This window comes from Sphingopyxis sp. (assembly GCF_035250425.1).
In the GTDB taxonomy this organism is placed as follows: Bacteria; Pseudomonadota; Alphaproteobacteria; order Sphingomonadales; family Sphingomonadaceae; genus Sphingopyxis.
In genome coordinates this window covers 1-12,042 of record NZ_DATFFD010000053.1, presented here as the reverse complement: position 1 = coordinate 12,042, position 12,042 = coordinate 1, and the positions used below count along the sequence as shown (strand labels likewise).

16 protein-coding genes and 2 pseudogenes are annotated in these 12,042 nt (G+C 63.5%); 11 read left to right on the top strand and 7 right to left on the bottom strand.

Annotation, left to right across the window (positions count from 1 at the left end; genetic code table 11):
- Window positions 1-258: pseudogene (locus VJ811_RS03405) on the top strand (hypothetical protein); the annotation flags it as partial.
- 134 nt (window positions 259-392) lie between these two features.
- Here the strand turns inward: VJ811_RS03405 and pspF are convergent.
- Window positions 393-1,418, bottom strand: a complete 1,026-nt coding sequence (gene pspF, locus VJ811_RS03400; RefSeq protein WP_324070870.1) for a phage shock protein operon transcriptional activator — start codon at window positions 1,416-1,418, stop codon at window positions 393-395.
- A gap of 178 nt (window positions 1,419-1,596) precedes the next feature.
- Between pspF and VJ811_RS03395 the strand changes: the two genes are divergently transcribed.
- From VJ811_RS03395 to VJ811_RS03350, 10 genes are all read left to right on the top strand, one after another.
- Window positions 1,597-1,767: a hypothetical protein gene (locus VJ811_RS03395; protein ID WP_324070869.1), complete on the top strand. Its 171-nt coding sequence runs from the start codon at window positions 1,597-1,599 to the stop codon at window positions 1,765-1,767.
- 115 nt (window positions 1,768-1,882) lie between these two features.
- Window positions 1,883-2,545, top strand: coding sequence for a phage shock protein PspA (pspA, locus tag VJ811_RS03390; protein WP_324070868.1), 663 nt, complete (start codon window positions 1,883-1,885; stop codon window positions 2,543-2,545).
- A gap of 12 nt (window positions 2,546-2,557) precedes the next feature.
- Entirely contained in the window at window positions 2,558-2,833 is a 276-nt protein-coding gene (pspB, locus tag VJ811_RS03385; RefSeq protein WP_194955272.1) for an envelope stress response membrane protein PspB, read from the top strand.
- A gap of 1 nt (window position 2,834) precedes the next feature.
- A complete protein-coding gene (pspC, locus tag VJ811_RS03380; protein ID WP_058537740.1) occupies window positions 2,835-3,215 on the top strand; it encodes an envelope stress response membrane protein PspC in 381 nt (126 codons plus the stop codon).
- A 54-nt stretch (window positions 3,216-3,269) separates the two neighbouring features.
- Complete coding sequence (locus tag VJ811_RS03375) at window positions 3,270-3,569, top strand: hypothetical protein (protein ID WP_324070866.1); 300 nt, start codon at window positions 3,270-3,272, stop codon at window positions 3,567-3,569.
- 13 nt (window positions 3,570-3,582) lie between these two features.
- Window positions 3,583-3,900 carry a hypothetical protein gene (locus VJ811_RS03370; RefSeq protein WP_324070865.1) on the top strand — a complete coding sequence of 106 codons (318 nt, stop codon included), beginning with the start codon at window positions 3,583-3,585 and terminating at the stop codon, window positions 3,898-3,900.
- Window positions 3,901-3,911: 11 nt separating this feature from the next.
- Window positions 3,912-4,175, top strand: coding sequence for a hypothetical protein (locus tag VJ811_RS03365; protein WP_324070863.1), 264 nt, complete (start codon window positions 3,912-3,914; stop codon window positions 4,173-4,175).
- Window positions 4,176-4,212: 37 nt separating this feature from the next.
- A complete protein-coding gene (locus VJ811_RS03360; protein WP_324070862.1) occupies window positions 4,213-4,476 on the top strand; it encodes a hypothetical protein in 264 nt (87 codons plus the stop codon).
- A 23-nt stretch (window positions 4,477-4,499) separates the two neighbouring features.
- Window positions 4,500-4,745 carry a hypothetical protein gene (locus tag VJ811_RS03355; RefSeq protein ID WP_324070860.1) on the top strand — a complete coding sequence of 82 codons (246 nt, stop codon included), beginning with the start codon at window positions 4,500-4,502 and terminating at the stop codon, window positions 4,743-4,745.
- A gap of 199 nt (window positions 4,746-4,944) precedes the next feature.
- The gene (locus VJ811_RS03350) at window positions 4,945-5,355 is read left to right on the top strand and encodes a SufE family protein (protein WP_324070859.1); all 411 of its coding nucleotides are present in this window, start codon (window positions 4,945-4,947) and stop codon (window positions 5,353-5,355) included.
- 98 nt (window positions 5,356-5,453) lie between these two features.
- Here VJ811_RS03350 and VJ811_RS03345 read toward each other — a convergent pair whose 3' ends face one another.
- The 6 genes and pseudogenes from VJ811_RS03345 to VJ811_RS03320 form a co-directional block, all read right to left on the bottom strand.
- Entirely contained in the window at window positions 5,454-8,120 is a 2,667-nt protein-coding gene (locus VJ811_RS03345) for a TonB-dependent receptor (RefSeq protein WP_324070858.1), read from the bottom strand.
- A 269-nt stretch (window positions 8,121-8,389) separates the two neighbouring features.
- Window positions 8,390-9,661 carry an ATP-dependent Clp protease ATP-binding subunit ClpX gene (clpX, locus tag VJ811_RS03340; protein WP_310257214.1) on the bottom strand — a complete coding sequence of 424 codons (1,272 nt, stop codon included), beginning with the start codon at window positions 9,659-9,661 and terminating at the stop codon, window positions 8,390-8,392.
- 182 nt (window positions 9,662-9,843) lie between these two features.
- The gene (gene clpP / locus VJ811_RS03335) at window positions 9,844-10,494 is read right to left on the bottom strand and encodes an ATP-dependent Clp endopeptidase proteolytic subunit ClpP (protein ID WP_324070857.1); all 651 of its coding nucleotides are present in this window, start codon (window positions 10,492-10,494) and stop codon (window positions 9,844-9,846) included.
- Between the two features lie 211 nt (window positions 10,495-10,705).
- Window positions 10,706-11,044: a ferredoxin FdxA gene (fdxA, locus tag VJ811_RS03330; RefSeq protein ID WP_179493858.1), complete on the bottom strand. Its 339-nt coding sequence runs from the start codon at window positions 11,042-11,044 to the stop codon at window positions 10,706-10,708.
- Window positions 11,045-11,159: 115 nt separating this feature from the next.
- Window positions 11,160-11,519, bottom strand: coding sequence for an RNA-binding S4 domain-containing protein (locus VJ811_RS03325; protein WP_324070856.1), 360 nt, complete (start codon window positions 11,517-11,519; stop codon window positions 11,160-11,162).
- A pseudogene (locus VJ811_RS03320) lies at window positions 11,519-12,042 on the bottom strand (helicase); the annotation flags it as partial. The pseudogene VJ811_RS03320 and the gene VJ811_RS03325, both read right to left, overlap by 1 nt.

Sequence of the window (12,042 nt, the reverse complement as noted above, 5' to 3'; positions counted from 1 at the left end):
GTTTCGGCGGCCGCGGGCGCACCCGTCGCCAGCGAACGCTGGGTCGTCGCGCAGCAGGCGATCTCGCGCCTCGCCGCCGCGCGCGCGCCGCTCACCGTGGCGCTGGCGGATATCGATCGCCTTTATATCGAGCGCAGCGTCGACGAGCAGATCGACGGGCTTCCCGACATTTATGCGCTGCGCGACCGGCTCGCCGATCTGGCCTCGACGCAGGATGCGGTGCTGGAAGCGTTGAACGCGCAGTTGCCGGGCGGATAGGCTGGCGACCTATCCTTCATCGTCACCCTGAACTTGTTTCAGGGTCCATGGCCTGCCGTTTCCTTTGATGCAGCGTTGTATGAGGGGGCCGGCCATGGATGCTGAAACAAGTTCAGCATGACGAGATTGTAGAACTACTGATTCAGCCCGTGCTTTTTCAGCGCGTGGCGGATCTGGTCGTAACTGAGGCCCAGCGCCTCGGCCGCGACCTTCTGGTTGAAGCGGCAGCGCGCCATCGTGTCCGACAATATCTGCTTTTCATAAGCGTCGACCGCCGCGCGCAGGTCGCTGACCGGACCCGAGGGCGGAGCGGCGGCGGCGTGCGCGGCGTCGGTCGCCGGGGCGGCCACCTCGGGCCGTGCAGGGGTCTTGCGCGACACCGGCTGCCACGGGCTCGCGAACGGATCGAAGCTCACCGCGTCGACCGGCTTTTCGGGATCGGCCCAGCGATAGATGGCGCGCTCGATCACATTCCTGAGTTCGCGGACATTGCCCGGCCAGTCGTGCCCCTCCATCGCCGCGAGCGCGCGCGGGCCGAAACCCGGCCATTCGTCCCAGCCGAGCACCGCGGCCATGCGCTGCCCGAAATATTCGGCGAGCACCTCGATATCGCCTTCGCGCGCGCGCAGCGGGGGCAGGGTGATAACCTCGAACGACAGCCGGTCGAGCAGGTCGGCGCGGAAGCGGTTATCCTCGGCGAGCGCGGGCAGATGCTCGTTGGTCGCCGCGACGATACGCACGTCGACGCGGATCGGGCGCGACGATCCGACGCGCGTCACCTCGCCATATTCGACCGCGCGGAGCAGGCGCTCCTGCGCGCCCATCGACATCGTCGCGAGTTCGTCGAGAAACAGGGTGCCGCCATCGGCCTCCTCGAAGCGCCCCGCGCGGGTGCGCGTCGCGCCGGTGAAGGCGCCGGCCTCGTGCCCGAACAGTTCGGACTCGATCAGCGTCTCGGGCATCGCGGCGCAGTTCAAGATCACATAGGGGCGGTCCCAGCGCGTCGACAGGCGGTGGAGGCGTTCGGCGATCAATTCCTTGCCGGTCCCGCGCTCGCCGATCACCAGCACCGGGCGGTCGAGCGAGGCCGCGAGGCTCGCGCGTTCGACCGCGTCCTGAAACGCCGCCGATTGGCCGATAAATTGGGTCTCGCGTTCCATTCCCAATCATTGGCAAATTTTCCCGCTCATTGGCAAGCCAAATCGATTGGGGGTGTCGTTTCAGCGTGAAGTTGGGCGGTTTTCCGTGGGCGCGCGCAATTGGCACGGCCCATGCATTGTTTCAGTCGAACCGGCGCAAATCGTGCCGGGGCAGCGAAACTACAGGGAAGGTTGATCCATGAAAACGATGTTTGCCCAGGCCACCACTTTCGCGCTCAGCGCGGCCGGAGCGCTTGCCATCCTCGTCGGCGTGATCGACCAGCCCCAGGTTGCCGCCAGCGTCACCGGCACTCCCGCCGGCCCGCTGGTTGCCGCTGTCATGTCCCCGGCGGTCAGCGCTTTGGCCTGACCGGCACTGGTGCCGGGGCACTCTCCCCCCTTGCCCCGCCCCGGCACCAGCTTTTCTTCAAAAAGACACCCTCCAAAAAATACTGGGTCTCAAGATTTTCGACAGGAGTTTCAAAATGGGTATTTTTTCACGAACCCGCGACATCATCGCCGCCAATGTCACCGACCTGCTCGACCGGGCCGAAGACCCCGAAAAGATGATCCGCCAGATCATCTTCGAGATGAACGAAACGCTCGTCGAAGTCCGCGCCTCCGCCGCCCGCACGATCGCGGACCAGAAGGAAATGCGCCGCCACATCGCCAAGCTCGAAAGCCTGCAGGACAGCTGGAAGGAAAAGGCCGAACTCGCGCTGTCGAAGGACCGCGAAGACCTCGCCACCGCCGCGCTCGTCGAAAAGCAGAAGGCCGGCGACATGGCCGAGAAGCTGAAGGCCGAGATCGCCGTCCTCGACGACGCGCTGACCGGTTACGAGGCCGACATCGCCAAGCTGCAGAAAAAGCTTTCGGAAGCCCGCGCGCGCCAGTCGAGCGTCGTCAACCGCCTCGAAAGCGCCGAGAATCGCTACAGGCTGCGCGAGATGACCAACGGCGACCGCGTCGAAGACGCCTTCTCGCGCTTCGAGATCCTCGAACGCCGCGTCGACGAAGCCGAAGGCCGCGCCGATGCACTGAGCCTCGGCTATAAAAAGTCGCTCGACGAAGAGATCGCCGAGCTGCAGGCCGCCGACAAGGTCGCCGACGAACTCGCCGCGCTGAAAGCCGCCCAGGCCAAGAAATAAGGAGCCGGACCGATGGAAGAGATCATCATCGTCCCGATCGTCATCGGAACGCTCTTCCTCGGTCTGCCCTGGCTGATCCTCCACTACATCACGAAGTGGAAACAGGCCAAGACGCTGACCGGAGAAGATGAACAACTGCTCGACGAACTCTATGATACGGCACGAAGGCTGGAAAACCGCCTGCACACCGTCGAACGCATCATCAGCGCCGACCATCCCGACTTCCGCCCTGCGGTGCGTAGCGATGAAGAACTGGCGCAACTCGAAAATACCAGCCGGAGGAACTGAGATGTCTGCCAGCCGCACAAAATTCTACCTCGACAAGCAGAACGGCAAATGGAGCGGCGTGTGCGCCGGGATCGCGGATTATAGCGGGATCGACGTCCTCTGGGTCCGCGTCGGCGCGGTGCTCCTGACCCTGATGGGCGGCTTCCCCTGGACGCTGATCGCCTATTGGATGGTCGCCTGGATGGGGACGCCCAAGCCCTTCGCACTCTATGGCTCGACCGAGGAAGCGAAATTCTGGCAGGGTGTGCGGAGCAACCCGACCGCATCGACCCGCGACATCAAGTCGCGCTTCCGCGACATCGACCGCCGGCTTGCCGACATCGAGCAATATTATACGAGTCACAACCGCCGCCTCGCCGACGAGATCGACGCTCTCCGGTAAATTCGGGCACGAGCCGACCGTCCGGGCAGGACTGGGCAACAGGGAGAAAGATATATGAATTTCGGCGGCACCACTTTTGTCCTCGCCATCATCGCATTGTCGATCGGCGGCTGGATGTTCACCACCTGGATCCGCGCCAAGCACGGCTATCCCGTTGAGAATGAATGGGGCGGCACGGTTCATCGAACCGACCCCGACGCTGATCGAAAAATCGCCCTGCTGACCGATGACAACGCCAAGCTGGCAGGGCAGGTCAGCCGGCTGGAAGAACGGATTTCGGTGCTCGAACGCATTGCGACCGAAGAGGGCGGGAGGGCGGCGCAGCTCGCCGACCAGATCGACCGCCTGCGCTGAGAGGGAAAAGACAATGAATCTCGATGTCCTGAACACCATCGCCCCCGTTGCCGCCATCGTCGGCATCATGGCGGTCGGCGGCTGGGTCTTCACCACCTGGCTGCGCGTCAAGAACGGCTATCCGCTCGACGGTGCCTGGGGCCAAGCGGTCTATCCGAAGAGCAGCGACGAGGCGATGGAACGCGTCAAGCTGATCAGCCAGGAAAATGCCCAGCTGCGCGCCGAACTCGGTTCGGTGAAGGATCGCCTCGCGGTGATCGAGCGCATCGTCACCGACGAGAGCCACCGGCTGAGCCACGAGATCGAAGCGCTGCGGCGCCCCTCGAACTAAGAGGAACGGATATGGAAGCGATCGTCATCCTCTTCATCGTCGTCGGGCTGCCCGTCACGCTCGGCATCGGCTTTGCCGCCTATGAGCGCCATCTGAAGTTCAAGGAACGGCAGCTCAAGACGATCACCAACGAAACCGCTGAAAAGGCCGCGCAATATGCGGCGCAAACCGAACGGCTGGAGGCGCGCGTCCGCGTCCTCGAACGCATCGTGACCGACCGCGGCATCGAAGTCGCCGACGAAATCGAAAAGCTGCGCGACGCCCCGCTGAACTAAAACACTAAAACAAAGATATACGGAAAGGATCTTCCCCATGGGCCCGTTTGAAATGGTTGTCGGCATCGTCCTGATCGTGACCATCGGCAGCATTATCCGCGCCAAGCACGGCATCCGCCGCGATCACAAGGGCGGCGAATATTTCGTCGCGCAGGACAATGGCGAGACGAAAGCGCTGCAAGCCGAAATCCGCGCGCTGAAGGAGCGGATCCAGGTGCTCGAACGCATCGCCACCGACCACAACCGCGCGGTCACGCTCGATCAGGAAATCGAGAAATTGCGCGACAACAGCAAAATCTGAATGCCGGAAAAGGAGCAACGCTCATGGCTTTCATCACCCCAGACTTCACCGCCGCGGCCATCGCGCTCACCGCGCTGAGCATCGTCAGCCTGGTCGCGCTGCGCGGCTGGCGCGACTGGATTCAGCTCAAGCGCGAGGAACTCGCCGCGGGCCACGCGCCGCTGGCGCAGGATCCGGTCGTCCCGCACGCCGGGTCGCGGATCGAGATCGCCGACCTCAAGGAACGGCTGCGCAAGCTCGAAGCCATCGCGGCGGGGGTCGATCTGTAGCGATCCCGTTCTCCTTTCATCGTCACCCTGGCTGCGGCGATGGCCTCGCTGTTTCAGGGTCCATGGCCGGACCTTTCCTCAAGCGCGGCGCATACCGAGAGCGCGGGCCATGGACGCTGAAACGAGTTCAGCATGACGAGAATTGGGGCGAGGGGTAAGGTCCCTTCCCACCGCCTTGCAAATCTGCCAGTGCCCCACCATGCGCAGCCTGACCGACATCTTCGACGAATATGATTTTCTCGACGGCGACGATCGCTATCGCCTGCTGATCGACCTCGGCCGGACGCTCGAGCCGATGCCGGGCGCGCTCAAGACCGATGCGACATTGGTGCGCGGCTGCTCGGCCGCTGTCTGGGTCTATCCGGTGCCGCGCGAAGACGGCCGGCTCCATTTCCTCGCCGACAGCAATGCCGCGATCACCAAAGGCATCGTCGCGCTCGTCCTCGCCGCGGTGCAGGACAAGCCCGCGGCCGAAGTGGCCGACATGGACGTCGCCGCGGCGCTCGCCCCCTTCGACCTCACGCGCCAGCTATCGTCGAACCGCACGCAGGGCGTACCCAACATGATCGCGCTGGTGCAGGACACCGCGCGGCGGATTGCCGCGGGCTGATTTCCGCGCCGGCACTGTCTGCCGGTTCCCGCTTTCATCACAAAGAAAAAGGGCGCGGGAGTTGCCTCCCGCGCCCCGTTTCGTGTCCGCCGTTATGCTTAGAAGGAGACAACCATCGAACCGATGAAGGTCCGCGGGGCGCCGATCTGGGTGAACGGAACGCTGTTGTCCGCCAGCTGGCCGTCGAAACCGCCGACATAGAGCTTGTCGAACAGGTTGGTGACGTTGAGCTGGAGATAGACCTTGTCGCCGAGACCGGCCCAATCAAGCTTCAGACGTGCGTCGAGGTCGACGAGCGTATAGCCCGGCGCCTTCGCGCCATAGACCGGCGTGTTGGGACGGCCGTCGACCGTTTGCAGCAGCGGAAGATTCTGATCGTTTACATAACGCGGGCCGGTGTACTTCGCCTGCGCACCGAGCGAGATCGGACCGATGTCGCCCTGGACGCGGCCGCCAAGAGTGAAGGTCGGCGAGCCCGATTCGCGCTTGCCCTTGGTCAGCGCGAAAGCGGGAGCACCCACGGTCGTGCAAAGGAACTGGCCGGCCGCAACCTGCGCTGCGTTGCAGATGCCGTTCTGGACATTGTCCTTGATCTTCGACTTCAGGTACGAACCGAACGCATAGACCGAGAATTCGGGGATCGGGCGGACCGAGACGCTGGCGTCGATACCATATTTGTCGACACGGCCGAGGTTACGGTAAACGTTGCGCTCGGTGTCCGGGTCGAACGACGAGGCGAGACGATCATTGAAGATCGTGTACCACACGCCGGCCTGCGCCTGGATCTCGCTGGTGCGATAACGCAGGCCAAGGTCGAAGTTGTCGGTCGTTTCCGGAACCGGGTTCGCCGATTCGGTGTCGCTCGGGAAGAAGAAGGCGTTGTAGAGATTGTCGGTGCCCGGAACCTGCACGCCCTTCGAATAGTTGGCGAAGACGCTCATGTCGTCGGTCACATCATAAGTCAGGCCGACGTTCGGCGTGAACTTGTTGTATTTGCGGATACGCTGCTGCGGACCCTGCACCGGCGAGGTAACGCCCGGACCCGTGCTGACCGTCGGGTTCGCGGCGAGCCAGGCGGCGAGGCCGGCAGTGTTGGTGCCGAAGCATTCGACGAAACCGGTCACGCTCGACGTGGCGCAATTGTTGGTCAGGTCGCGCTTGAACATCTTGTACGAACCGCCCGCCTGAACGGTCAGCGCACCGAATTCACCGCGATATTCACCGCCGAACAGATTCAGCGTCGCGATCGACTTGCGGTCACGCTTTTGCAGGACGTTGCCACCGACGTCCTTCAGCGGGTCGTTGACCGCGAACGGATCGGTCGGCTGGCCATCGAGACGCAGGAAGTTGGTTTCGCCGGTCTGGCGGTGACGCGCGCGTTCATAGCTGTAGAAGACGCGGAACGTGTGGTCGCCCATTTCGTAACGCAGGCCGGTGATCAGGCCGTAACGGTTGGTCTGCGTCTGGCTGGGCGCGAGCACGCGGATCGTGTCGAGCAGGTCGCCGTCACCGTTGAGATCGCGGCCGAAATAGGGCGTGCCGCCGATATAGCCGGTCTGGCAGCTGACGAACGGACCATTGGGCGTCGTGTTGCAGTTCGAGTTGGTCGGCGTGGTTCCGACGAACGGATTGGGATTGACGTCGCGGCGCGCTTCCTGCGCGACGACGGTGCCGCCGCCGTTCGCCTTGGTGTACTGGAAGCTCGGGTCGACCGTCAGGACGAGCCCTTCGGCCAGCGTGAAGCGCGAGTTGACGCGGACGTTGCCGGTGTTCGACGGATTCATGCGTTCGTCGAAGGTCGAACCGCAGCTGTTGGCGGCGTCGATCTGGCCGGCGCGTGCCACGGTGTTGATCTGGCAACGCGCGATACCATAGTCGCGGTCGTCCTTGTCCTGCGGGAAGATGTTGGGGACGAAGTTCGTCGCGTTATTGTTGAAATTGCGCAGCGGAACCGAACCGAAGAAATTGTTGCGGTTCTCGTTATAGTGGCCCGACACCGCCACGAAGTCGCCGTCTTCGCCGATCGGCTGATAGATTTTGCCGTTGAATTGCTTTTTGTTGATGCGGCCGCGATGCGCCTTCAGAACGGGGCCGTCGACGTTGCCGAACACCGTGTCGTTGGTCGCCGAGCTGCCCGAGATGAACGCGCGCGTGCCCCACGGGGTAAGCACGCCGGTGTCGACCATGCCGAAGATGCGGAAGAAATTGAAGTCACCGACCGAACCGACGACCTTCACGCCGAACTCTTCGCTCGGGGTGCGCGTGCGATAGTTGACGGTCGAACCCGAAGCGGCGGCGGTCGGGCTGTCGACGTCGGTCGAGCCAAGGTTGACGTTGACCTGGTCAATCAGCTCGGGATCGAGCTGCTGGTTCGAATAGAGCGCATAGTTGCCCGAATCATTGAGCGGCACGCCGTCGAACGTCTGGCTGATGCGCGTGTTGTCGAAACCGCGGATCGACATCTTGCCGCCGGCCGAACCGAACGGGTCGTTGTTCTGGAAGCTGACACCCGGAAGCTGGTTGATCAGGTCGTTGACGGTCTGACCGGGTGTCTGGCGCGCGATGAATTCCTGCGTCAGGACAGCCTTTGCTTTCGTCGTGTCGGGCGTGATCACGCCGGCGACGCCCTGGTTCGTGCGCGAACCGGTGACGATGATTTCGTTTTCAAAGTCCTGCGAGCCCGTCGACTGGGCAAAGGCGGGCGTGGAAAGCAGCGCGACCGGAATCAGCGCAACGCTGGCAGCGAGCGTGTGACGGAATTTCATTCTGGATTGTCCCCTATGGTGGTGCGTTCGGCAGGCACCCGAATGGGCGCGCTTGACCTGCGAGCGCCCCTGAAGCCCGCATGTGGCACGATTGTGACAGCAAATGTGACAGTGCAAGCGGGGAGGGGGGCGCGGCTCACCCGAAGGTGAAAAAAGCGCGAATTTCCGTCGCGCGCCTGGAATTATCCACAGGCGGGGATGCGCTTTTTCCGGAAACTGTTGCTGCAATGCAACATAAAGGGCGCCCCGAAGGGCGCCCCATGTGCGACTCAGGCGGCGTCGCCCGCGGCTTCCTTCGCCTTGTCGGCATAGACGCGTACCGGATCCTTGCGGCCCTCGACGACATCCTTGTCGACGACGATCTCGACCACATCGGTCAGGTCGGGCAGGTCGAACATCGTGTCGAGCAGGATCGCCTCGACGATCGAGCGCAGCCCGCGCGCGCCGGTCTTGCGTTCGATCGCCTTCTTGGCGACCGCGACCAGCGCATCGTCGGTGAAGGTCAGCACGACCTCTTCGAGATCGAACAGCTTGCGATACTGCTTCACCAGCGCGTTCTTGGGCTCGCCCAGAATCTTGACCAGCGCGTCGATGTCGAGATCCTCGAGCGTCGCGATCACCGGCAGGCGGCCGACGAATTCGGGGATCAGGCCGAATTTCAACAGATCCTCGGGCTCGATATTCTTCAGCACCTCGCCCATGCGGCGTTCGTCGGGGCCGGCGACATGCGCGCCGAAGCCGATCGACTTGCCCTGCAGGCGGTCGCCGATGATCTTTTCGAGCCCGCTGAACGCGCCGCCCGCGATGAACAATATGTTCGTCGTGTCGACCTGCAGGAATTCCTGCTGCGGATGCTTGCGCCCGCCCTGCGGCGGAACGCTCGCGGTCGTGCCTTCCATCAGTTTGAGCAGCGCCTGCTGCACGCCTTCGCCCGACACGTCGCGGGTGATCGACGGATTTTCGGCCTTGCGCGAGATTTTATCGATTTCGTCGATATAGACGATGCCGCGCTGCGCCTTTTCGACATTATAGTCGGACGACTGGAGCAGCTTGAGGATGATATTCTCGACATCCTCGCCGACATAGCCGGCCTCGGTCAGCGTCGTCGCATCGGCCATGGTGAAGGGCACGTCGAGGAAGCGCGCGAGCGTCTGCGCGAGCAACGTCTTGCCGCTGCCGGTCGGGCCGACGAGCAGGATGTTCGACTTCGCGAGTTCGACATCATCGCCGCGGCCACTATTCGCGAGGCGCTTGTAGTGATTGTGCACCGCGACCGACAGCACGCGCTTGGCGGTGTTCTGGCCGATCACATAAGCGTCGAGATGCTGGCAGATTTCCAGCGGCGTCGGCACCGCGCCATCCTTGCGCGCGGCGATTCCGCCCTTGATCTCTTCGCGGATGATGTCGTTGCACAGCTCGACGCATTCGTCGCAGATGAACACGGTCGGCCCGGCAATCAGCTTGCGGACTTCGTGCTGCGACTTGCCGCAGAAGGAGCAATACAGGGTGCTCTTGCTGTCCGAGCCACTCAATTTCGTCATAAATATTCCTATGGCGAGCCCAAAAGGGGCACCGCCGCCTTTATCCTAGCCCCCGGTCACCCAATTACAATATGGCAATTGGGTGACACGGGTGCAATGTCCCGCATAGCGCCGAAGCGCGAAACGGTCGTCAAGAAACGCGGTTAAAATCGGTTTTCGGGCCAGTCCTCGAACCCGGGTGATCAGGGCGTCGGGCCTTCGCTCACATCCTTCGGCGCGTCGTCGCCGGGCAGGCCCGGACGGCGGTCGAACACCTGGTCGACGAGGCCGAATTCCTTGGCCTCGTCGGCTTCGAGGAAGGTGTCGCGATCCATCGCCTTTTCGATCTCTTTCAACGGCTTGCCCGTATATTTCACATAGAGGTCGTTCATCCGCTTGCGGATGCGCAGGATCTCGCGCGCCTGGATTTCGATGTCCGACGCCATGCCGCGCGCGCCGCCCGAGGGTTGGTGCACCATCACGCGCGCGTTCGACAGCGCGACGCGCATACCGGGTTCGCCCGCGGCGAGAAGGAAGCTGCCCATCGACGCCGCCTGTCCGATGCACACCGTGCCGACGCGCGGGCGGATATATTGCATCGTGTCGTGGATCGCCATGCCCGCCGTGACGACTCCGCCCGGCGAGTTGATGTACATATAGATGTCCTTCTTCGGATTCTCCGATTCGAGGAACAACAGCTGGGCGACGATCAGCGAGGCCATCTGGTCCTCGACCTCGCCGGTGACGAAGACGATCCGTTCGCGCAGCAGGCGCGAGAAAATGTCGAAGCTGCGTTCGCCGCGGCTCGTCTGCTCGACGACGACGGGAACAAGGGCGGCGAGCGGGTCGATCATTGGAAATTCGTCCTTCGTTATAGAAGCGCCCTGCCGAGAACCGGCGGGCTGGCCCCTTCGGTGACCTACATCGTCGCCAATCGGGGCTCTTTCAAGGGGGCAAATATGCCGTGCTTCCCATTCTCGTCACCCCGGATCAAGCCCGGGGTGACGATGAAGGATGTTTTGACTTCAAAAAAGAAAGGGCGGGAAACTCCCGCCCTGGTCTCGATCAGTCGCCCTCGCCCGGATTGGGCGAGAAGAGCGTCTCGAACTTGTTCTCGACGCCCTTATACTCGTCGGCGTCGGCCGGGGTTTCCTTCTTGACCGTGATGTTCGGCCATTCGGCGCTGAACTTGCTGTTCACTTCGAGCCACTTTTCCAGGCCGCTCTCGGTGTCGGGCAGGATCGCCTCGGCCGGGCATTCTGGTTCGCACACGCCGCAGTCGATGCATTCGTTCGGATTGATGACGAGCATATTCTCGCCCTCATAGAAACAGTCGACGGGGCACACCTCGACACAGTCCATATATTTGCACCGGACGCAGGCATCGGTGACGACATAGGTCATGGGCTTTCGGCTCCCTCAGATGACGGCAATCGAGCCGTCAGGCTCTCCATATGGGCTCGCCTCTATGCCGCGTGAAGGCGGTGCGTCAACGCTAAGCGACAGTTGCGAATCACTCTCACTGAATAGGACGATCGGGGCGCCCGGGGTGCAAAGCATTTCCATCGGCGCCGATAGCCGATTGTGCGGGCGGGGACGCCCCGGGATCGAGTCGCTGGTAACAGGCCTGTGCCTCGGGCGCGGGGCCGCGGCGCAGCGGAAGCGAAAGCAGGCGGATCACCTCGATCCGCTCGCCGACCGGCAGCACCAGCGTCGATCCGGCATGCACCGCGCATGATGAGCGCGTGATGCGCCGCCCGTCGAGCCTTATATGCCCCGCTTCGACCATCGCCTGCGCGATGCTGCGCGAGCGCGCGAAGCGCAGGAACCACAGCAGCTTGTCCAGCCGGATGCTTCCTGCGGCGCCCGGGCTTGCCATCAGTTTTTGCGTGCGTCCGCAAGCAGCGCGGCGAGGCCGGCAAAGGGGCTGTTCGGTGACGGACCGCGACGGGGCTGCCGGTCGGGGCGGTCGGGACGCGGTGTGCGCGGGGCGTCTGCGTGGGTTTTGTCGGGCTTGCCGCGCTTGCCCTTCGCCTGATGCGCGGGCGGGCGCCTCGTTTCGCCGTTCGCGGCGTGCGGCGGCGCGTCGGCACTCTTGCGACGCGGATGCGGTTTGCGGCGCGGGCGCTTTTCGGCCGCCTTGCGCAGCCCCAACCAGCGCCAGCGCTGCAAGCCGGGTTCGCCGACACTGCGGAAACCGAAGCTGCCGAGCAGCGCACGGCGCGTCTCCTCGTCGAGCCCGAGCGAGGTGGCGAGCGCCGGGTCGATGACGAAGCCCGGCGGCGGCGCGGCGCTGCCCCCCTCATGCTCGTCGTTCGCCAGCTCGACATCGTCGCCGCGGCCGGCCAGCGGCGCGGTCGGCGGTGCCGCCGCCTGCATCCGCGCGGCGTGCGCCTGACGCG

Excerpts from the sequence above, each read along its gene's own strand:
- pspB (WP_194955272.1), top strand. The coding sequence starts at position 2,558 with ATGGAAGAGATCATCATCGTCCCGATCGTCATCGGAACGCTCTTCCTC.
- VJ811_RS03325 (WP_324070856.1), bottom strand. The coding sequence starts at position 11,519 with ATGGCAAGCCCGGGCGCCGCAGGAAGCATCCGGCTGGACAAGCTGCTG.
- clpP (WP_324070857.1), bottom strand. The coding sequence starts at position 10,494 with ATGATCGACCCGCTCGCCGCCCTTGTTCCCGTCGTCGTCGAGCAGACG.
- VJ811_RS03375 (WP_324070866.1), top strand. The coding sequence starts at position 3,270 with ATGAATTTCGGCGGCACCACTTTTGTCCTCGCCATCATCGCATTGTCG.
- pspF (WP_324070870.1), bottom strand. The coding sequence starts at position 1,418 with ATGGAACGCGAGACCCAATTTATCGGCCAATCGGCGGCGTTTCAGGAC.
- VJ811_RS03345 (WP_324070858.1), bottom strand. The coding sequence starts at position 8,120 with ATGAAATTCCGTCACACGCTCGCTGCCAGCGTTGCGCTGATTCCGGTC.
- VJ811_RS03355 (WP_324070860.1), top strand. The coding sequence starts at position 4,500 with ATGGCTTTCATCACCCCAGACTTCACCGCCGCGGCCATCGCGCTCACC.
- clpX (WP_310257214.1), bottom strand. The coding sequence starts at position 9,661 with ATGACGAAATTGAGTGGCTCGGACAGCAAGAGCACCCTGTATTGCTCC.
- VJ811_RS03395 (WP_324070869.1), top strand. The coding sequence starts at position 1,597 with ATGAAAACGATGTTTGCCCAGGCCACCACTTTCGCGCTCAGCGCGGCC.
- pspC (WP_058537740.1), top strand. The coding sequence starts at position 2,835 with ATGTCTGCCAGCCGCACAAAATTCTACCTCGACAAGCAGAACGGCAAA.
- fdxA (WP_179493858.1), bottom strand. The coding sequence starts at position 11,044 with ATGACCTATGTCGTCACCGATGCCTGCGTCCGGTGCAAATATATGGAC.
- VJ811_RS03350 (WP_324070859.1), top strand. The coding sequence starts at position 4,945 with ATGCGCAGCCTGACCGACATCTTCGACGAATATGATTTTCTCGACGGC.
- VJ811_RS03370 (WP_324070865.1), top strand. The coding sequence starts at position 3,583 with ATGAATCTCGATGTCCTGAACACCATCGCCCCCGTTGCCGCCATCGTC.
- VJ811_RS03365 (WP_324070863.1), top strand. The coding sequence starts at position 3,912 with ATGGAAGCGATCGTCATCCTCTTCATCGTCGTCGGGCTGCCCGTCACG.
- VJ811_RS03360 (WP_324070862.1), top strand. The coding sequence starts at position 4,213 with ATGGGCCCGTTTGAAATGGTTGTCGGCATCGTCCTGATCGTGACCATC.
- pspA (WP_324070868.1), top strand. The coding sequence starts at position 1,883 with ATGGGTATTTTTTCACGAACCCGCGACATCATCGCCGCCAATGTCACC.